The organism is Paenibacillus glufosinatiresistens (genome assembly GCF_031470375.1).
Taxonomy (GTDB): Bacteria; Bacillota; Bacilli; order Paenibacillales; family Paenibacillaceae; genus Paenibacillus_AQ; species Paenibacillus_AQ glufosinatiresistens.
Genome location: NZ_JAVFHT010000011.1, coordinates 111,861 through 130,974, shown reverse-complemented (window position 1 = coordinate 130,974; position 19,114 = coordinate 111,861). Strand labels below are relative to the sequence as shown.

21 protein-coding genes, 1 rRNA gene and 1 other annotated feature are annotated in these 19,114 nt (G+C 55.7%); all 22 genes read right to left on the bottom strand.

Annotated elements, in window-relative coordinates:
• Positions 1 to 177: ribosomal RNA gene (locus tag RBI05_RS13215) — 16S ribosomal RNA — on the bottom strand; the annotation flags it as partial.
• Between the two features lie 493 nt (positions 178 to 670).
• A complete protein-coding gene (locus RBI05_RS13210; protein ID WP_310551436.1) occupies positions 671 to 2,248 on the bottom strand; it encodes a LysM peptidoglycan-binding domain-containing protein in 1,578 nt (525 codons plus the stop codon).
• Between the two features lie 194 nt (positions 2,249 to 2,442).
• Positions 2,443 to 3,327 (bottom strand): branched-chain-amino-acid transaminase, encoded by an 885-nt coding sequence (gene ilvE / locus RBI05_RS13205; RefSeq protein ID WP_150459050.1) that lies wholly within the window; start codon positions 3,325 to 3,327, stop codon positions 2,443 to 2,445.
• Between the two features lie 4 nt (positions 3,328 to 3,331).
• The gene (gene pheA, locus RBI05_RS13200) at positions 3,332 to 4,219 is read right to left on the bottom strand and encodes a prephenate dehydratase (protein WP_150459049.1); all 888 of its coding nucleotides are present in this window, start codon (positions 4,217 to 4,219) and stop codon (positions 3,332 to 3,334) included.
• The gene (thrB, locus tag RBI05_RS13195) at positions 4,216 to 5,196 is read right to left on the bottom strand and encodes a homoserine kinase (protein ID WP_223879911.1); all 981 of its coding nucleotides are present in this window, start codon (positions 5,194 to 5,196) and stop codon (positions 4,216 to 4,218) included. Before thrB ends, pheA begins: the two co-directional genes overlap by 4 nt.
• A 25-nt stretch (positions 5,197 to 5,221) precedes the next feature.
• On the bottom strand, positions 5,222 to 6,508 hold the full coding sequence (locus RBI05_RS13190; RefSeq protein ID WP_310551435.1) for a homoserine dehydrogenase: 1,287 nt from the start codon (positions 6,506 to 6,508) through the stop codon (positions 5,222 to 5,224).
• A 33-nt stretch (positions 6,509 to 6,541) separates the two neighbouring features.
• Positions 6,542 to 6,979, bottom strand: coding sequence for an ACT domain-containing protein (locus tag RBI05_RS13185; protein WP_150459046.1), 438 nt, complete (start codon positions 6,977 to 6,979; stop codon positions 6,542 to 6,544).
• 109 nt (positions 6,980 to 7,088) lie between these two features.
• Entirely contained in the window at positions 7,089 to 7,562 is a 474-nt protein-coding gene (locus RBI05_RS13180; protein ID WP_310551434.1) for a hypothetical protein, read from the bottom strand.
• A gap of 18 nt (positions 7,563 to 7,580) precedes the next feature.
• Positions 7,581 to 7,898, bottom strand: a complete 318-nt coding sequence (locus RBI05_RS13175) for a hypothetical protein (protein ID WP_310551433.1) — start codon at positions 7,896 to 7,898, stop codon at positions 7,581 to 7,583.
• A gap of 113 nt (positions 7,899 to 8,011) precedes the next feature.
• The gene (locus RBI05_RS13170; protein WP_310551432.1) at positions 8,012 to 8,950 is read right to left on the bottom strand and encodes an SPFH domain-containing protein; all 939 of its coding nucleotides are present in this window, start codon (positions 8,948 to 8,950) and stop codon (positions 8,012 to 8,014) included.
• Between the two features lie 639 nt (positions 8,951 to 9,589).
• Positions 9,590 to 10,900: a GTPase ObgE gene (gene obgE, locus RBI05_RS13165; protein WP_310551431.1), complete on the bottom strand. Its 1,311-nt coding sequence runs from the start codon at positions 10,898 to 10,900 to the stop codon at positions 9,590 to 9,592.
• A 15-nt stretch (positions 10,901 to 10,915) separates the two neighbouring features.
• Positions 10,916 to 11,656: a Spo0B domain-containing protein gene (locus tag RBI05_RS13160; protein ID WP_310551430.1), complete on the bottom strand. Its 741-nt coding sequence runs from the start codon at positions 11,654 to 11,656 to the stop codon at positions 10,916 to 10,918.
• Positions 11,657 to 11,845: 189 nt separating this feature from the next.
• Positions 11,846 to 12,157 (bottom strand): 50S ribosomal protein L27, encoded by a 312-nt coding sequence (gene rpmA, locus RBI05_RS13155; RefSeq protein WP_150459043.1) that lies wholly within the window; start codon positions 12,155 to 12,157, stop codon positions 11,846 to 11,848.
• 19 nt (positions 12,158 to 12,176) lie between these two features.
• The gene (locus tag RBI05_RS13150; RefSeq protein ID WP_150459042.1) at positions 12,177 to 12,512 is read right to left on the bottom strand and encodes a ribosomal-processing cysteine protease Prp; all 336 of its coding nucleotides are present in this window, start codon (positions 12,510 to 12,512) and stop codon (positions 12,177 to 12,179) included.
• A 12-nt stretch (positions 12,513 to 12,524) separates the two neighbouring features.
• Positions 12,525 to 12,836: a 50S ribosomal protein L21 gene (rplU, locus tag RBI05_RS13145; protein ID WP_150459041.1), complete on the bottom strand. Its 312-nt coding sequence runs from the start codon at positions 12,834 to 12,836 to the stop codon at positions 12,525 to 12,527.
• A 14-nt stretch (positions 12,837 to 12,850) separates the two neighbouring features.
• Positions 12,851 to 12,937 (bottom strand) — a sequence feature (ribosomal protein L21 leader region).
• Positions 12,938 to 13,011: 74 nt separating this feature from the next.
• The gene (locus RBI05_RS13140) at positions 13,012 to 14,277 is read right to left on the bottom strand and encodes an Rne/Rng family ribonuclease (protein WP_310551429.1); all 1,266 of its coding nucleotides are present in this window, start codon (positions 14,275 to 14,277) and stop codon (positions 13,012 to 13,014) included.
• 50 nt (positions 14,278 to 14,327) lie between these two features.
• Positions 14,328 to 15,170, bottom strand: coding sequence for a M50 family metallopeptidase (locus RBI05_RS13135; protein WP_310551428.1), 843 nt, complete (start codon positions 15,168 to 15,170; stop codon positions 14,328 to 14,330).
• Entirely contained in the window at positions 15,163 to 15,915 is a 753-nt protein-coding gene (locus tag RBI05_RS13130; protein ID WP_310551427.1) for a M23 family metallopeptidase, read from the bottom strand. Before RBI05_RS13130 ends, RBI05_RS13135 begins: the two co-directional genes overlap by 8 nt.
• Before the next feature lie 230 nt (positions 15,916 to 16,145).
• Positions 16,146 to 16,940, bottom strand: a complete 795-nt coding sequence (gene minD / locus RBI05_RS13125) for a septum site-determining protein MinD (protein WP_310551426.1) — start codon at positions 16,938 to 16,940, stop codon at positions 16,146 to 16,148.
• A gap of 6 nt (positions 16,941 to 16,946) precedes the next feature.
• Positions 16,947 to 17,606, bottom strand: a complete 660-nt coding sequence (locus RBI05_RS13120) for a septum site-determining protein MinC (protein WP_310551425.1) — start codon at positions 17,604 to 17,606, stop codon at positions 16,947 to 16,949.
• 82 nt (positions 17,607 to 17,688) lie between these two features.
• On the bottom strand, positions 17,689 to 18,219 hold the full coding sequence (gene mreD, locus RBI05_RS13115) for a rod shape-determining protein MreD (protein ID WP_310551424.1): 531 nt from the start codon (positions 18,217 to 18,219) through the stop codon (positions 17,689 to 17,691).
• Positions 18,216 to 19,088 carry a rod shape-determining protein MreC gene (gene mreC, locus RBI05_RS13110; protein ID WP_310551423.1) on the bottom strand — a complete coding sequence of 291 codons (873 nt, stop codon included), beginning with the start codon at positions 19,086 to 19,088 and terminating at the stop codon, positions 18,216 to 18,218. The genes mreD and mreC overlap by 4 nt, the downstream gene beginning before the upstream one ends.
• Positions 19,089 to 19,114: the final 26 nt, after the last annotated feature.

Below are 19,114 nucleotides of genomic sequence, written 5' to 3'. Positions count from 1 at the left end.
TATTAGCTACCGTTTCCGGTAGTTATCCCGGTCCGAAGGGCAGGTTGCCTACGTGTTACTCACCCGTCCGCCGCTAATTCATTCAAAGAGCAAGCTCTCTGAATGAATCCGCTCGACTTGCATGTATTAGGCACGCCGCCAGCGTTCGTCCTGAGCCAGGATCAAACTCTCCATAAAAGGCTCGACCTTCGTCGAGCTGAACGTCTGAAAGGTATCAATCTCGGCTGAGCCGATCCTTTCGGACGAACAAGTTCGTTTGACTTGCTCATAAGATGAATCTGACGAGATGTTACTCTCGATTAATACTCACTCGTTGTTCAGTTTTCAAAGATCAAACCATCTTCATCGCCGATGCTCGTTCGCACCAGCAACTCTTATAATATAACACAGTCTCTTTTATGATGCAAGCTTTAATTTTCAATCTCTATTTAAGAGTTCGTCCATATCTGCTTGTACCGGGTGACTGCTACTTACTATAGCACGTCCCTGAGCGATGCAACAACCCTCATAAATTCCCATTTCGTATATGAATCCATATACCTATAAGACTTTCATTCGAGTTTTACTCCCTTATCCCTACTTACATACTGATATTAGCATCCGGAGTTGTACGAAGTACGTACATTCCCCGGATGCTGAGTTTTTATTATATGGATTATAAGTTTTTTGCTTAACGGGAGATCCACGGATTTTTTCGTCTTTTTGCGGTTTCCGGTTCATTCTTGTTTGGAGACTTCTTGCTGCGGGTTTCTGAAGCGGCCTTTTTGGAGCTTTCCTGTCCGGATACCTTGGCTTTGCCTCGTTCCCCCGCTTTACTCTTGGCGGCGGGAGCCGATTCTTCTTTCGCCGGCGTTTCTTCGGATGCGGACGGAATAGGGTCGGCCGTATTCTGCACTTGAGCCAAGGGCTGAATCCGATTCAGATAAGGCCAATCGGTCCCGGGAAACTCCGGAATAGTCGGGAGTACGGGAGAAGCGGCCATCTGAGCGGGATAGGCGCCAGGATTCCAGCCGGGATAAGGATAAGGAGCATATGCCGGAGGAGCATACGCCATGCCCCCGCCGGGAACCGTCTCGGAACCGGAAGGATAGGCTTGCGCTGCCGGCCAGCTCTGTCCTTCTCCGCAGCCGCACGACGGCCATGGCATGGACGGCATTTGCTGACTGTAGACAGGAGCCGTGTAAGCAGGTGTTGACGGAGCATAACCTGGCATTGAAGCCGTATAGGCAGCGGGAGGGCAAGAAGGCTGGGCATACATGTGCTCCGGGTAACCGTGCATACCAAAATGAGACGGCGTATAGGCGGAAGAGGGCTGAATGACGGACGGATAGCTTCCCGAGGTGTAGTTCATCATTCCCTCTATCCCGCAAGGGGTATAATCCGATGCCGAGATGCCCGGGTAACAAGAGTCGCCATACGCAGGTGCCGGAGCGGGTAACGTCGTTCCGCACATCATCGCATGCGGCGAGGGACCGCAAGGAGCGGGAGCGCAGCCCACGGACTGATACATCGGGTATACCGGCGGGCAATCATAGAAGTGCGGATTCTCTGTCAGGCCCGGATAGCCGCTGACGCCTCCGCAGCCCGCCGGTTCTGCCGGGCAAGGAGCCGTCGCAGGCATCGGCTGAGGCTGGTATACCACTGCCTCCTGGGCCGGTACAGAGATTTGCACAAAGAGACTTTGCGTCTCGGTGACGATTTCCGGGGCAGGGGCGGGAGCCGGAACAACCTGAACCGGCGGGGCAGGCTGAATGACTGGTCCCGTATTGGTTTTACCGGGGACTTGCTCGATGGGTCCCGTGTAGGTTTTGCCGGGGATCTGCTCGATGGGTCCCGTGTAGGTTTTGCCGCCAGTCGCTTCCCCACCTACGATTGTTCCCGCTGATTCGGTTCCTGCCGGTTCCGCAGGCGCAACCGCACCCTTCTTCGGGATATAAACGACTTCTCCAACCTTCAGCACATCCGGATTCTTCAGTTGAGGATTCGCTTCAATGACATCTTTGAGCTGGACCCCCCAAGCTTTGGACAGCTTCCAGAGCGTATCCCCCTGCTGAACCGTATGCTTGTAATACATCTCTCCCTGATCCGGCAGCGTCCCTGCCCCCGGAATCTTCACTTTGTCTCCGATGTGAAGCACATCGGGATCGGCGATTTGCGGATTGGCTTTAATCAGATCCTCCAGCGGCAATCCGTATTTTTGCGACAGCTCGAAGAGAGTGTCCCCTTGCTTGACAATGTGTATTTTCACGCAGCATTACCCTCCTATTGCCTGATATGGCGGCCTCGTCTTGATCGCACCGGAGCGCGTTATTCGGCCTCCTTCGCTACTTCATCTTATGCAGGCCATAGGCGAATGACATCCCTGCGCACAAAAAAATCCTGCCTGCGCTCCACGCAAGGAGCACAAGCAGGATCGATGATTTCTTCCCGGTCAAAAGCGGATTAGCTTTCCCACACTTTATAGCCGTCCTGGTCTACGATGCGCCGGAACTCCTCCAGCAGCTTCAGCGTGACCGGACCCGCGTGGCCTTCGCCGATAATCCGTCCGTCGATCTCGCGGCAGGCAATGACTTCGGCAGCTGTGCCGGTAAAGAAGACTTCATCCGCAATGTAAAGGTCATGCAGCGTGAACGGCTCTTCTTTGAGCGGAATCCCCAGCTTCTCGCACAGCTCGATGATGGCAAGCCGGGTAATGCCCTCCAGCGCGCCCAGATAGCAAGGCGGGGTATAGACAACTCCTTTTTTGATGACAAAAATATTGTCGCCCGATCCTTCCGTCACATAACCTTGGGCATTCAGCATGACGGCTTCGTCCGCCTCGGCCAGATTGGACTGGATCTTGACCAGAATATTGTTCAGATAGTTCAGCGATTTAATCTTTGGATTGAGCGCATCCGGAATGTTGCGCCGCTGGGAGACGGAGACGGCACGCAGACCGTTCAGGTAGGCCGCCTCCGGATAGATCGCAAGCTGCTCGACAATGATAATGACGCTGGCCTTCGGACACCGCCGAGGGTCCAGACCCAGATTCCCGGGACCCCGGGAGACGATCAGACGGATATAACCGTTGCGCATATCGTTGCGGCGAATGGTCTCCGCCATGGCTTCCCGCATTTCGTCGTAGGTCAGCGGGATGTCCAGCATGATGGATTTAGCCGAATCATACAGCCGGTCCAGATGCTCTTTGCATTTGAAAATGTTGCCGTTATAAATCCGGATTCCTTCAAAAATCCCGTCTCCATACAGGAATCCGTGGTCAAATACCGATACGGTCGCCTTCTCTTTGGTCACATATTGTCCGTCTAGATAAATCCATTGCTCAGCCATGCGCTTACTGCACCTCCGCTTTTTCTTTCTCATAGGTGTATGTGGGATACGAGCCCATAACCCGGACCATGCAGCCCAGCGCCTGAATCTCTTCAATTGCCGCGGGCATCAGGACCGAATCCATCGGTTCGAGCACATCAATGTAAAAATAGTACGACCCCAGTTTCTTCTTCGTCGGACGCGACTCGATGCGCGACAGGTTCAGTCTTCGCCAGGCAAAGGCCGAGAGAACCTGGTGCAGCGCGCCCGGATAATCCTCCGGCAGGGTGACGAGAATGCTTGTCTTGCTGCCGCTGCTTCGGCGGCGAAGCTCAGGCTTAGCCGATCCGACCAGCACAAAACGGGTATAGTTGTTGTCGTGGTCGGTTACCCTTCTCGCAACCATTTCGAGGCCGTGCGTACGGGCGCCGAATTCCGTGGCAATGGCGGCCCAGCCTTTGCCCGGATGCTGCTTGACGATCTCCACCGCTTCCGAGGTGCTTCCGACCGTCTCGATCTCCGCTCCCGGCAGATGCTGGCGGATGAACTGTCCGCACTGGGCCATTGCCACCGGATGGGAGAGCACTTTGACAATTCTGTCATACCTTGCCTGCCCGTCTGTATCCAAAAACTCGCCGGGGTTGCCGATCAAGTTCTGAATAGACGGATAAATCCATTCTGCCTGCATCGGCAGTTCCACCTCGTGAATCAGCCAGTCCAGATGCAGACTGACGGACCCTTCAATGGTATTCTCGATCGGAATGACGCTGTAGTCCGTCTTGCCGCTCGCTGTTGACAGGAATACATCGGAGATCAGCTTGTGATAAACCGGCCTGAACGGCTCCCCGTCCAACAAATGCAGCAGCGCTTCGTGGGAAGTGGTTCCCTCCGGCAGCATAGCTATCGATTTCATCTCTGTTGAACTCCTTTTATCATATCCAAAAATGATTCCTCGCGCATCCCCGGCGCGCTGTCCGGCATTTCCAGCACGCTTGCGCCTTCCTTGGCAGGGAGCAGCCAGCGCGCCGTTGCCGGGATTCCCTGCGCCGACAAGGTCTCCCGCATAAAGGCTTCCAGTTCGCGCTTCTTCGGTTCATCCCTGCGGACGAGGGCGATCAGCGTAGGCCCCGCGCCGCTGAGCGCCGCTCCGAGCGCGCCGCGGCGCGGCGCCTCGTCCAGCAGCTCGGTCAGGCCCGGCACCAGCGCAGCCCGGTAAGGCTGATGCAGCCGATCCTTCATGGCCGCTCCGACCAGATCCAGCCGGCCCAGCGCAAGCGCCGCCGTCAGCAGCGACGAACGGGCGATGTTGTGAACGGCGTCGCCCATCGGCAGCGCCTCCGGCAGAACGCCGCGCGCCTTCGAGGTGGCCAGTTCGAACTCGGGGATGACGACTAACGCCTCCAGTTCATCCGGAGGCTCGATCCGCATGTAATCGGCATGCTCGCCGTCCCAGGCCGCGGCAATAATACCGCCGAAGAAAGAGGCGCCGACATTGTCCGGATGCTTCTCCAGCGAGGACGCCAGATCGAACAGGCGCTCCGTGGACAGCGGACTGCTAATCAACGCATTCGCCGCCGTCAGCGCGGCGACAATGGCCGACGCGCTGCTGCCCAGCCCGCGGGTCAGAGGAATCTCGGAATACATGGAGATGTCCAGTTCGGGCACCGAAACGCCCGCTTCCTCAAATACCATTTGGGCTACCCGGTAGAGGAGATTGCTTTTGTCGAGGGGAAGTCCCTTCATCTCGTCTCCATACAGGTGGAAGGCGGTCTCTTCCGCCTCCGCCATTTCCATCCACGCGTACAGCGACAGCGCCATGCCGAGCGTATCAAAGCCCGGACCGAGGTTGGCCGTGCTGGCGGGGACCTTGACTCTAACTCTTCTCTTCACCAGTCGCGATCTCCTTCAACCCTATTTATCCTTCTACCCGGTAATGGCTCTTCACCCGGCGAATAACGTCCATTTCTTCAAAACGCCGCAGCACCTTATCCATGCTCGCCTTGCTGGCGTTGTGGGTAACAATGATAATTTCGGCGTCCGGATTGGCCGGATTCGCCTGCTGCAGAACGGAATCGAGACTGACCTCGTATTCTGCGAAGACCTGCGTGATCCGGGCCAGAACCCCCGCCTTGTCGTCCACGTGCAGCAGTAAAAAGTTCTTGTAAAAGACCTGTTCATCGCTCTTCAGCTTCTTCTGCTTGTAGGGAACGATCTGCTTGAGCCCGTTCACTCCAAGCTTCAAATTCTTAATGACGGCGACAAGGTCGGCCACAACGGAGGTCGCCGTCGGCATTTCACCCGCTCCCGCTCCGTAGAACATGGTCTCGCCAACGGCTTCACCGAAGACGTAGACGGCATTGAATACCCCGCTCACCGAGGCGAGCGGATGACTGGCCCGGATCAACGTCGGCTGTACACTGATGCTGAATTCTTCATTGTGGCATTCGGCAATACCGAGCAGCTTAATCTCGTAGCCAAGACGCTTGGCGAACTGAATGTCCTGCCGGGTTACGCCGGAAATGCCGCTGACGCTGACATCGGTCAGCTCTACATTCGTCCGGAAGCCCAGCGTGCCGAGAATCGCCATTTTGCGGGCAGCGTCCAGCCCTTCCACGTCGGAGGTCGGGTCCGCTTCGGCATAGCCGAGAGCCTGGGCTTCCTGAAGGACGTCGTCATACGACGCGCCTTCCTGGCTCATTTTGGTCAGTATGTAATTAGTCGTCCCGTTGACGATCCCCATAATCTTGACAATCCGGTCCGACGAGAAGCCCTCAATCAGCGTACGGATAATCGGAATCCCGCCGGCTACACTGGCCTCATAGAAGACGTCGCACTGCTTCTCCTGGGCCTTGGCCAGAATCTCTGTGCCGTGCAGGGCCATCAGATCCTTGTTGGCCGTCACGATGTGCTTGCCGCGCTCCAGCGCTTCAAGAATGTAATCCTTCGTGATGCCCACGCCGCCCATGACTTCAACAATCACGTCGACCTCAGGGTCGCGGATAACTTCCCACGGATCGGTGGTCAGCACCTCGCGCGCAATATCGATGGACCGCGTCTTCTCCGAATTCTTCACAGCTACCCGGCTGATCTCGATCGGGGATCCTACCTGGCCGCTCAGATCCTCCTGAAAGCCCTGGAGAATCCGCACTACGCCCGTTCCGACCGTTCCCAATCCCAGCAGCCCCACCTTAACCGGCTTCATCTCTATCCGCATCCTCTCTGACCGATTCTCTCTTTATCCTTGGCCTACAATTTGCGTGCGTCTGACGCCCGGCATTTCTTTCAGCCCGTCCAGCAATTCCCCGAGTTCTCCGCTTAAATGGGAAATTTCGATGGAGATGACGACGTTGGCCCTTCCTTGCAGCGGTATGCTCTGGTTGATGGTCAGCACATTGGCCCCATGCCCCGCAACGGCGCTCAGCACCTTGGACAGCATGCCGGATTCGTGATCCAGATCCATCGAGATGGTGACGATCCGCTCCCGTTCCAATTGGTGAATCAGATGAATGCCGTCTTTATACTTATAAAAAGCGCTGCGGCTGAGTCCGACCTGCTCCACGCCCTCGTGCACCGTCTTGACGTCGCCGGCCTCCAGCAATTGCTTAACCTGCATCGTCTTCAACACAGCATCGGGCAAAATATCTTCCCGGACCAAATAATAGCGTTCTTTCACGAACGTCCTCTCCCTAAAGACTTTTGTATGTACATAGTGGACATTATAAGCCGCCGAGGATGAAATTGCAACCCTCTTGGTAAAATGAAAAACCACCTTATTCGGCGGTTCAGGAACAATTAACCGCGCTTCCGCAGTATTCGCACGGTCCGGATTCGCCGGGACTCCGGCTTGCTGCGGCTCCGCAGGATTCGCAATAGACTGTCTTTGTCTCCCGGACAGCCTCTCTAATAGTATGCCGCTTCGCCCGATTGGCCGCCCCAAAAAAGTAAGCTGCGGGAACAACGAGCAGAATCGTCATGGCTACCAGCGCCATCAACAATTTTCCGATTATTTCTTCCGGGTATTCGGCCATTCCATAAAGATATCCAAGAATACTTACGAGTTCTACAAAGAGACCGTATAACGAATGTCCGGCCAGACGCCAGTTATCGACCATCTCGTTATTGTTGGGGCGTGTCCGGACTATTCGAATACATACGGCAACCAAAGCAAGCGGAGCAAACAAATAGGCAAGAACAATTAGAGCAAAATTTATCCCGGATTTTTTATATCTCAGCAAGTCGTCAGCGTCGTGATTCATATTTTTCTCATTCCTCTCTTATTTCAGCAACTGCAACTCCCGGTTTCGGCGTTCCAATGTTATTCGAATGCAATCGGCGATTTTCCCGGCTTCGGCCACAGCCTCTCCTGTCTGTTCGTTTATACCCAGGATTAGTGTCACCTGGTCATTCAGGAGCTTGATCTGATCCGCCAGGACGTATTCGGTTTCTGTAAGCTGCGGACGCGAGACCGGGTCGCTGAACCGGAGCGCCTCCCTAACATTCTCTACAATCCCGACTAGTTCCTCACGAGCCGGGTGATTCCAAGCCGAAACTCTTGCAGCAATCTCCATCACATCGTTTCTAAGCTCCATCATGATTCTTGAATCGGCGTCCGTCCTTCGGTTAAGATGGGATACGAACCGTTGCCCCGCCCGGAGGGAGACCAAAATCATGCACAGAGCAGCCCCAAGAATCAGGAATAAGAGAGTCATAACGCCGCCAGCCCGCATTCATCGCAGAATTTATGGCCGGCCTGCATCTCATGCCCGCAACGCGCGCAGATCGAGATCTGTTTTTCTCCGCAATGAGGACAGAACTTGGAGCGAGCTTCCATCACGCCTTCACACTTTCGGCAATTCTTTTGAAGCGTAGCAGCCGTCTGTCCCCCAACTTGCTCGATAATGTCAAACTGGCGCTCTTGGTCATACGTGTAACCCACAATATCCACCTCCACGCGTTTGGCCCAGGCTTTCTTCAGTCTCACGACCGACTCATCGGTATCGGGAATGTTGATAGATTCAATGTTAAAATGAGGCAGCTCCAAACCGTAGCCGGCGTACACAGGAACCACGGCCTGCCGGATATGGTCGCCCAGTTCCGTCAGATTTGCACTAATTTCAAACACGCTGATGTCATGATCCATCATATAGGAGGATAGAGTATCTTTAATCTCGGTCATCAAGAGTCCCCGGAATGCCCGAATAAGCGAGTTCTCATCAAAGCAGGTGCCCGAGGCGGCCAGTTTCAGGAGAAAACGCCGGGCATCGGTTACTCTGACGGCAAATTGACCAAAAGAGCGGACAGATACGAAAATGCCGTATTTCGGATCCTGCATCTGGATCGGCGTCGCCGTTCCCCATTTTACACCCATTCGAACCAGCTTATTGACGTACCAGACCTCCGCCGAATAAGAAGTACTTCCTCCAAGAGGCAGATTGATCAGCTTGGACAGCAGCGGCAGATTGGCTGTCTCCAAGGTATGCCGCCCCGGACCGAAGGAGTCCATCGCCTGGCCGTTCTTGAACAGGATCGCCTCCTGTGTCTCGCTTACAATCAGTTGGGACCAGGCCCCGATTTCTTCATTCGGATGCTTCCAGGCAAGCGCGCCGGGGGGCCCGTCGTATTTAATGACTTCAATGATTGCCATGACGGTTGTTCCTCTCTCTAGTATCCTTTACTATACATAACGGCGCTTCCGCAGTATTCGCACGATCTGGATTCGCCCATATTGAGACTCGTTCCGGCCCCGCAGGATTCGCAATGCACCGCCTTTGTCTTGCGTAGAGACTCTTTAACATTCGGTAACGGTTCAGAAATCCGTTAGACTTTCTATAGTCGATATCGTTTATGACCTTATCTTCACTCAGACCGCATCGCTCGGCGAGTTCTTTATGGGATTGACTACCTTGTTCATAAGTAAATTGAGATATTAGACTGCAAGAAATGTGAAGCACTCCTTTGCCCGTTCCGATGCCTGTATGAATAAAGTTTATAAAAGCATCCCAATCATGCTGTTGATAACGCACATAATTTCACAATCCTGAACGCTTCTTCCGCGTCATCTGCCATGGCGTATGGACTCCATATACAATCCATGGGTCGCGTAAACAAGCAGTATGTAGTTATTGGCCTTTTCCGCGTGCCAAGCTTCATTCTACACCCTGCCGAAATCGGAGGAGATGCTTTTTTTGACATTTCCTAAAATACTTATCGCCATTCCCTTTCTTCTCTTGAATACAGGCACGCAAAAAAACCGGCGAATCGCTCCGCCGGCCTATATACCTTCTTAATAGTAGCTGCTGCTCTCTACGAATTCGAACTCGAAGTCAGCAATCCGCACGATGGTGCCTTCTACGGCCCCCCGCTTGCGGAGTTCCTCGTCCACACCCATATGGCGCAGCGTCCGGGCCAGCTTCAGAATCGCATCATGCGAGTTCATCTGCAGCCGTTTGAGCATCCGCTCGATTCGCGGACTGTGCACCACGAACGTTTCGTTGTCGCGGGTAATGGTAAAGTGGTCGTCTTCCGACGCATCCAGCTTGTACACCTTGCGTTCGGCTGCATCTCCTTCGGGCTGAACCTCCGCCACTGCCGGAATGGAATCCAGCAGATCGGCCGCCCGGTAGAGCAGCTCCTGCACGCCCTGCCGGGTCAGCGAAGAGATGGGCATAATCTCGATGTCCGGACGAATGTCGCCGAGCTGACGCCGGAAAGATTCCAGATGCTCCTGCGCTTCCGGCATATCCATCTTGTTGGCGGCAACCACCTGCGGCCGATCCGCCAACCCTGCATTATACTGCTTCAGCTCTTCGTTGATCTTCACCCAGTCCTCGAACGGATCGCGGCCTTCGGAACCCGCCATGTCGATCACATGGATGATGATCCGGGTCCGCTCCACATGGCGCAAAAACTCATGTCCGAGACCGACGCCTTCCGAAGCGCCTTCGATCAGTCCCGGCAGGTCGGCCATAACGAAGCTTCTGCCGTCGCCGACATCGACTACGCCAAGATTCGGAGTGATGGTTGTAAAATGATACGCGCCGATCTTCGGCTTCGCCGCGGACACCACGGACAGCAGCGTCGACTTGCCCACGCTCGGGAACCCGACCAGCCCGACATCCGCCATCACTTTCAGCTCCATCACGATATACCGTTCCTGGCCTTCCTCGCCGTTCTCCGCAAGCTCCGGCGCCGGGTTATTCGGCGTGGCGAACCGGATATTCCCCCGGCCGCCCCGGCCGCCCCGGGCCACTACGATCTGCTGGCCGTGACGCGTCATATCGGCAATCAACTCGCCGGTATCGTCATCGTACAGAACCGTTCCCGGCGGAATCCGAACGACCATATTCTCGGCGCCGGCCCCGTGCTGGCTCTTGTTGCGGCCCTTCTCTCCGCGTTGGGCTTTGAAATGCCGCTGGTAGCGGAAGTCCATCAGCGTCCGCAGTCCTTCGTCGACGCGGAAGATAATGTCGCCTCCCTTGCCGCCGTCACCGCCGGCCGGTCCGCCTTCCGGCACATATTTCTCCCGGCGGAAAGCGACGAGCCCGTCGCCTCCGTCGCCGCCTTTTACATAAATCTTCGCTTTATCTACAAACATTAATCTTCACCTTCCTCACACGCCCATAGGGATGCGCAGTTGAAAATCGGACTCCTGCGGATCCAGCCGCTCGGCCCGAATCCTCTTGTCCCGTATTATGCTGGAAATGCGTCTCTGCAGGAGATCGGGATTTCCTTCCGGGTCTTCGCCTTCAAAAACAATAATGAGATCGGGCCCCTCCGAACGGAACGACAGCTCCAGCACCGGAGGCTCCCCCAGAACCCCCGGCAAGCCCCGTTCATAAGCCGCAACCGTCTGGGCCACTGCCGAGGCCAGCTCCGCGCTTCCTTCAGGAGACAGCCTGTCCTCCAGACACAGCCCTTCCTCGACTTCAATATCCAGCAACAGCCCGCCGCCCGAGGTGCGGTAGGACTGAAGAAAGAAGACCAGCGGCGGGATGCCGAGCTTGGCAATCCGACTGTCCAGAGCGATGCGCTCCTTTATTCTTTCCACACACTGCACAGATTTATCAGGCTTGCCAAGCTGAATATATCCGTACAGCACCTGCAGATCGTTCATCCAATCATGCCGATGATGATTCAGCGTTCGAATTGCTTGCTCCTGCAAGCAGTGCTCCTGCCGGCGGAGTTCTTCCTGCAGCCTTCCGCGGCACAGAAGAACGGCCGCAGCCATAGCCGCCGCGGCCCAGGCCGCCAGCAGCAGCGAAGTCTCCCATGAAGGCTTCCACAAGGCCAGGCCGGCCGGGATAAGAAGCGACAGCGCCGGCCAGCCGGCCGCTGTTATCCAGGATTTCATGCTTAGTCCACGTCCCCGGTACCAGAACGTCGCTCAAGCATTCTCTTGGGCCGGACGTTCGTCATTTTAACAAAGTATACCATAGGAATACCCGCAAATTCATCCGTTGCCGGCACGTTCGCCTCGCATATTTCAAAAAAAGCCTCCGGCGCTCATGCCGGAGGCTTCTTAAACCGTAATAGCGAAGAATTACACTTCCAGAGCAGCTGCTACCGGAGCAACTTCCACCGGGTAGACGCTCACTTTCTTGCGGTCACGTCCCAGACGCTCGAACTTCACAACGCCGTCAACCTTAGCGAACAGCGTGTCGTCCTTGCCGATGCCGACATTCGTGCCGGGATGAATCTTCGTTCCGCGCTGGCGAACCAGAATGCTGCCGCCGGTAACTGTCTGTCCGTCGGCACGCTTGGCGCCAAGACGCTTGGAATGGCTGTCTCGTCCGTTCTTCGTCGAGCCTACGCCCTTCTTAGAAGCAAACAACTGAAGGTCCAATTTCAACATGAAAAGTCTACCTCCTTCTTCAATTAATAACTTCCTGTATCTGAATATACTTCCCGTATGAATCCGCGATAGTCCGCAGCATTACGATCATGGATTCCAGAAGCAGCTGCACCTTCGCCGACATTTCCGGATTCTCCGTCCGAACGACATTCCCGCTGAGGAATCCGCCCTTCATGGAGCTCTCCAGAACGACGCCGGTCAAAGCCTCTATCGCATTGACGGTGCCGACCGTAACGGCCGAAACCCCGGCGCAGACGATATCTTCGCCTCTTCTGGCATAATTCGCATGGCCCTCCACCGCAAAAGCGGTGATCGTTCCATGGGAAGAATCCCGCGAGATGATGACGTTAATCATTAACGCACCCGCTTACGCTTGAATCTTCTCGATCGTTACTTTGGTGTACGGTTGACGGTGGCCTTGCTTCTTGTGGTAGTTCTTCTTCGGTTTGTATTTGAATACGACAACCTTCTGACCCTTACCATGCTTCTCCACCTTCGCCGTTACGGTAGCGCCGCTAACGAGCGGAGTTCCCGCTGTCAGGCCGTTCTCGCCGGACACTGCCAGGACACGGTCAAACGTTACGCTTGCGCCGTCTTCTGCGTTCAGCTTCTCGATAAACAGAACATCGCCCTCTTGAACTTTGTACTGCTTGCCGCCAGTTTCGATAATTGCATACATTGTACTTGCACCTCCTCATGTCTCAGACTCGCCTGATGCCAGGTGGCAGAACCGCAAAGGAACTGCGCTTGCATACCTGCTCGGAGCGGTTACAGCATGTGCAAGATTACAATAACCGCACACATACTTGAAGATCATATCACGGACACGTCAAGAAGTCAATTACTTTCACCGATCAGAGTAGCTCCTGTCCCGGGATGCGCATCGGCGAGCCGTCCGCCCGGCCCGTTCCCCCGCAGCATTCGCAGGGCTTGCCGGACGGAACCAGAGCATCATGGCGGACTTTCTTGCGCGTCATTTCCAGCAGTCCAAGCCGGGTCCAGCCCAGAATATGCGTCTGTGTCCGGTCTCTGCGGGTGACAGCCTCCAGTTTCTCCACCACTTGTCTGCGGTGATCCGGCTTCTGCATATCAATAAAGTCCGCAAGAATAATACCGCCCGTGTCCCGGAGGCGCATCAGCCGTCCAATCTCCTCGGCGGCCAGCAGATTCGTGCGGGTCACGGTATCCTCCAGATCGGAGCCTCCCGTATACTGGGCGGTATTGACGTCAATAACCGTGAGGGCTTCCGTCTCCTCCCAGATCAGCGTCGCGCCTCCGTCAAGCGTGATCTTCCGGCTGAATGCGCGGTGAAGGCTCCCCTCTACTCCGAATGCAGAGAGAATCGGCTCGGTTCCTTCATAGATTCTGATGCGGTTAGACGCATGGGCTGCAATCTCTTCCAGATAAGCCCGGGCTTCGGCAGCCGCCGATGCGGAATCCATGTAAAGCTCGTCCGATTCCGGATCGAACGCATCCCGGATCAGCCGCTGGACCATGCTCAGATCCCGGTGGAGCAGGGAGGGCGCCGGAGCGTTCAGCGCTTGGTTCTCGATATTCTTCCATTGGGCGCGCAGCGCGGCCAAATCGCCGGCCACCGCCTCTTCGCTCTCGCCTGCGGATACCGTCCGAAGAATGAGGCCCTCTTCACCGCTTCGCAGCCGTTCTCCCAAGATCTTCAGGCGGCTTCGCTCCGATTCCTGCGCGATCCGTTTGGATACCCCGACGTAGTCTGCATAAGGCATATAGACCATCCAACGGCCCGGCAGGGAGTAATGAGTCGTTACCCTTGCCCCCTTGCTGCCATGAGGTTCCTTGCGCACCTGGACGACGAGCGTCTGTCCGGGCTTCAGCAGCGTCTCAATCGGAGGTTTGACCGATGGCTGCCTGTCCAGATGGGGATGGAGCACGTCGTCTATATATAGAAAAGCGTTCTTCTTCTGTCCGATATCTACAAAAGCGGCCTGCATGCCAGGCAGAACATTGATGACCCTGCCTTTGTAAAAGCTTCCGACCAGGCCCTGCTGCTGATCGCGTTCGGCCGCGTATTCCACAAGCTGTCCGTTCTCCGTCAGCGCCATCCGGGTCATGCCGGGCCGGCATTCGACGATCATTTGCTTCATAAGCTTCACCTCTGGGTTCTACTTGCCGCCGGCTTCGCGCTCCGCTGTTCTCATCGTCCGAAGAACGAGGAGATCAGCCGCTGCTCCGGCACCACGGTAATCACATTGCCCTGCGCATCGAGTACATAGATGAGATGATAATGATTCCGTTTAAATAGACGCAGAATTTCATCCAAAGGTTTCGCAAGCGGCGCGACAATCGGCCTGGCCGCTATCCCCAGCGCCTTGTTCCGTTCGCTCACCGATTCCCTGTACATGAGGAACGTCATGAAGCGATAAGGCAGATTGCGGTGATCGCTCCAGTTGGAATAGAGCAGAAAAGCCGCGATCATCAGCAGATTCAGCCGTATCCCGCCTCCTCCAAGGAGAGGCGCGGCTGCATACAGCATCACTCCGCAGCTTGCGGCCAGGCTGATGCGTCCGGTCCAGAGGAGCGTGCTGTAGTAGGGAGCAAGTAGGCTGAGCAAGGACTGCATCACCTTTCCGCCATCCAGCGGCAGAATCGGCAGCAGATTGAACAGCGCAATCATCAGGTTGGCGCGCACCAGGTAATCCATGAACCCGGCGTCTCCCCAGCCGGTAGCCTTCAGCAGTTCGACGGCGCCGATCATAATAAAATTCTGCAAAGGACCGGCCAGCGCAATTCCAATCTCCTTGCCTGCGGTCAGCCGTCCATGCCCCTCGATCACGGCCACCCCTCCGAATGGGAGAAGCTGCACGGATTTGACATCCGCGCCGGCCGCCGAGGCAGCCCAGACATGGCCCATCTCATGAATCAGCACAATCGCGAACAAGGTCAGCAGTTCCAGGAACTGGCCGGTCAGGACGGAGAAGAGCAGAACAATGACAAACAGCGGGTGAAGAGAGAAAAGAATGCCCCTCAGCCTAATCAAAGGCGATCTCATCCGACGGATCGATATAGGTTGATCCCTGCTTCAGGGCAAAATAAAGCAGCGGCTTCGCTTCGCCCGGCCGCTCTTCCAGCCATCCGACCGCCTCTCCTTCCTGAAGCCAGTCATCGGCCTTGAGCACAGTCCCGGTCAGATGTCCGTACTCGGCTTCAAGTCCGCCGCTGTGCTGTACCGTAACGCGATACCCGCCCTGCGCTTCGCGCGAGACGGCCAGCACCCGGCCGACGTCTACGCTGGCAACCGGCGTCTTGGCCTCTGTATCCCCGTCCTGCTGCATCTCCGTCGCTTCAATCTCGATGCCCTTCAGCGTAACGGCGAACGGCTGAACGATACGGCCCGCAAGCGGCGGGGCGAGCGTATGGAGGCCCGTTACTTTGCGGACGTTTCCTTCATCCTCGCCAAATATCGGAATAAAGGCAGGAGCCCCGCCGAAATAGCGGGCATACCAGTCTCTGGCGGCTGTAAAATCCATATCCTGATTCAGCGCCGAGCCGATATACCGGCGGGCTTCCGTCCCCCAGGACGGCTGCGCGGCATAGAATCCCCAAATCAGCCCTAAGATGACGGCGCTGACTACAGTCCGGCGGATTGTACCCCGCCACAATCTTCTGAAGCCTGTCCCGCCTGAATCTCTTTTCCAGCTTAGCTGCTGCCTCTTCCATATTTCTTCTGGATCGGGCTCTCTGCCTTCCCCGCGGTAATCCGGCCACTCCAGCTTAATGCCCATATCGAATCCCTCCGGCAGGCTTGTTTACTACTATCCTATGTGGGGGGACAGTCCGGCAGAACGAAGGGAAGGAAGTGGGCCGGAACCACCAATCAGACCAACAGTGGACAGCAAAAAACCCTTCTCCGCAGGGCAGCGGAGAAGGGTTCCGTGATTTCGTGATTTCGTAATTTCGTGATTTCGAAATTCCATAGTTCCATAACTCATAATTACCCGGGCACAGCAAACCATCAGCCGAGCCCGAAGAACTTCTTCAGCTTCTTGAAGGCGCCGGGCTTGCGGTCAAGCTGCATCAGCGGAACGGCATCCCCAAGAATGCGGCGGGCGATATTCCGATATGCAATCGCCGCATTCGAGTCGGGATTCATTACCGTCGGTTCGCCGCTGTTCGCCGCCTTGATAACCAGTTCATCGTCGGGGACAATGCCGATCAGGTCGATGTTGAGCACCTGCAGAATATCCTCGATATCCAGCATGTCTCCCGATTTCATGAGACCCGGCCGAATGCGATTGACGACCAGCCGGGGCGACTCCACATCCGACTGTTCCAGGAGACCGATTACCCGGTCGGCATCCCGGACAGCCGCATTCTCGGGAGTGGTGACGACAATGGCCTTGTCGGCTCCGGCGATGGCATTGCGAAACCCGTGCTCGATGCCTGCCGGACAATCAATCAGCACATACTCGTACTCTTTCTTAAGCTCCAGCACAATATCGCGCACCTGCTCCGGACTGACGGAGGTCTTGTCCTTCGTCTGGGCAGCAGGCAGCATATACAGCTCGTCGAAGCGCTTGTCCTTGACGAGCGCCTGGTTCAGGCGGCAGCGTCCCTCGGCGACATCGACAAGATCATAAATAATCCGGTTCTCCAGTCCCATTACGACATCGAGATTGCGCAGCCCGATATCCGTATCCACCAGACATACCTTCTTGCCCTGCAGCGCCAGGGCTGTGCCGATATTGGCCGTCGTGGTCGTCTTGCCGACCCCGCCCTTGCCGGACGTAACTACGATCGCTTCTCCCATGGAGGTCTACACTCCTTTGAACACATTTAGCTCGGGACGCTTCCTGACGATATGATGGATCTTATCGATCTGCATCACACCTTCCGCCAGGGAAGCGAATTCCATACTGCTCTCTCGGGTCTCCCACTCGTCGGGGGGACGGCTGATAATATCGGCGATGCGCAGCTGGGTCGGCGCCATCAGCGAAGCGGCGATAATGGCATTCTCGTTGCCTTCCGTACCGGCATGGGCCATGCCCCGGAGGGCGCCCAGAATCAGGATATCGCCTGTACAAAAGATCGATCCGCCAGGATTGACGTCTCCCAGGAAGAGGAGATCGCCGCGGTGCGTCAGCACCTGGCCGGACCGCAGAATCCCGCTCATGACCGCCATCACCGGCAGTTCTTCATCCGGCTTCGTCTCTACGCATTCCACGGAGCGGATGAGAAGATTGCCGGGCCGGCGCAGAATGTCCAGCACAGACTCCTTCTCCTCGTCGGTTACCGTTCTCTCTCCCATCCGAACATCGACATGAACGATCGGACCGGTCAAAATATGCTGATGACTATGCTCCAGCTTGTACCGAAGCTCGTCGAGCAGTTCCTCAAAGGGACACTTGTCGTCTAACAGGAAGACCAGGCCGTCCTTGATGCCCTTGATCCTGATATGCTTGGATTTAACTGTCATACGCCCCTCCTTCCTTACATCCACTCATTCGTCTCCGCAACGCAAAGTTCCTGCTTGGCGGCAAAAATCGCCAGTGTCCCCATCAGACATTCTCTTCCTTGCGGACGTATCTTCCAAGCTTCTCCAATTCTTTGCGGACGGGGATGTAGAGAAGGAGACCAACGGCGAAATGAAACAGCATGGTCGGCAGAATATGATGCAGCAGCGCCCAATCGTACGGCTGGCTGTTGAGCTTGAACACTCTATATATGCCGAACAGCAGACTGTCTTTCAGCCAGGTACCCAAGAGAACAATTGTCATCATGACAGGCAAGGGCGCCCGCGGCATCTGAAAGATAAGGCCGATCAGATAAGCGGATACCCCTACAGCGAGCGAATGGGCGCCGAGCATCCGCCCGTAGAACACCAGATCATGAAGCATGCCGAAGGTGAGACCCAGAATAAGAGCGGTATGCCGGTGATGATAGACGGTTACGAACAGCAGGACGACGAATACCAGATCGGCTGCAATCCGGGGTTCCCAGACATCCGGAATCAACCAGGGAAGGAGAGTTCCTTCCAGGATGAACAGCAGAAACAGAAGCAGGATACAGACCGATTTGCGCCCGCTCACTCCTGACCCTCCTCGGGCGTGAAGACGACAAGCAACTGCTTCCAGTCCTCATACTTCGCGGCAGGGTCAATAATAGCGGTGCGGGTGAGGCCGTAATCGCTGGTTTTGACACTCTCAACAGTACCGATAATGAGTCCGCGCGGATAGACGCCGCCAATGCCGGAAGATACGACTTGATCCCCCTTGGCGATCGGGTCGTTCGCGTCGATTCGCGTCATAATGAGACGGTCGGTCTCCGGATCATAATTTTCAATCATGCCAAACGTTTTGTCCACTTTGCCTACGGCCGTTGCAGCGATGGGCGGCTGCGAGTTCGGGTCGCTGCTGTCCATCATCGTCACCAGCTTGACGGTAGAGGTGAACTTGCTGACCTGGCTCACGATTCCGACCATCCCCTTCTCCGAGATGACCGACATGTTCGGTTTGACCCCGTCGCGGGAGCCCAGATCAATTACAAGCGTGCTATTGCCTGGTTCCGTCGTAATGCTGACTACCTGAGCGTAATGGTACTCATAATTGTATTTGTTCTCCTGAGCTTTAGTAAACCGCAGCAACTTCTCGTACTCTTGATTCTGAGCCTTAATCAAATTGTAGTTGACCTTGTCCCGCGCATACTGGGCAACCACAATCTTGAGTCTCTCATTCTCTTCCGCCATGTCTTTCAGATTCCCAACGTCTTCAAAGAAGCCCGCTATAGCTCCAGCGGGCTTGTAGAACAGACTTTGCACAAAGCCGGTCGTATCGCGGACGAAATTTTCGGGCCAGGACAGCGACTTGCGGGTGCCGAGCGAGAAACCCATCACCACGATGAACAGGACCAGCGTCATCAGCATAATGAACAATCTTTTATTGCCGAGCAGCTTGAACACTTCAACACCCTCTAAGACTGGATTTC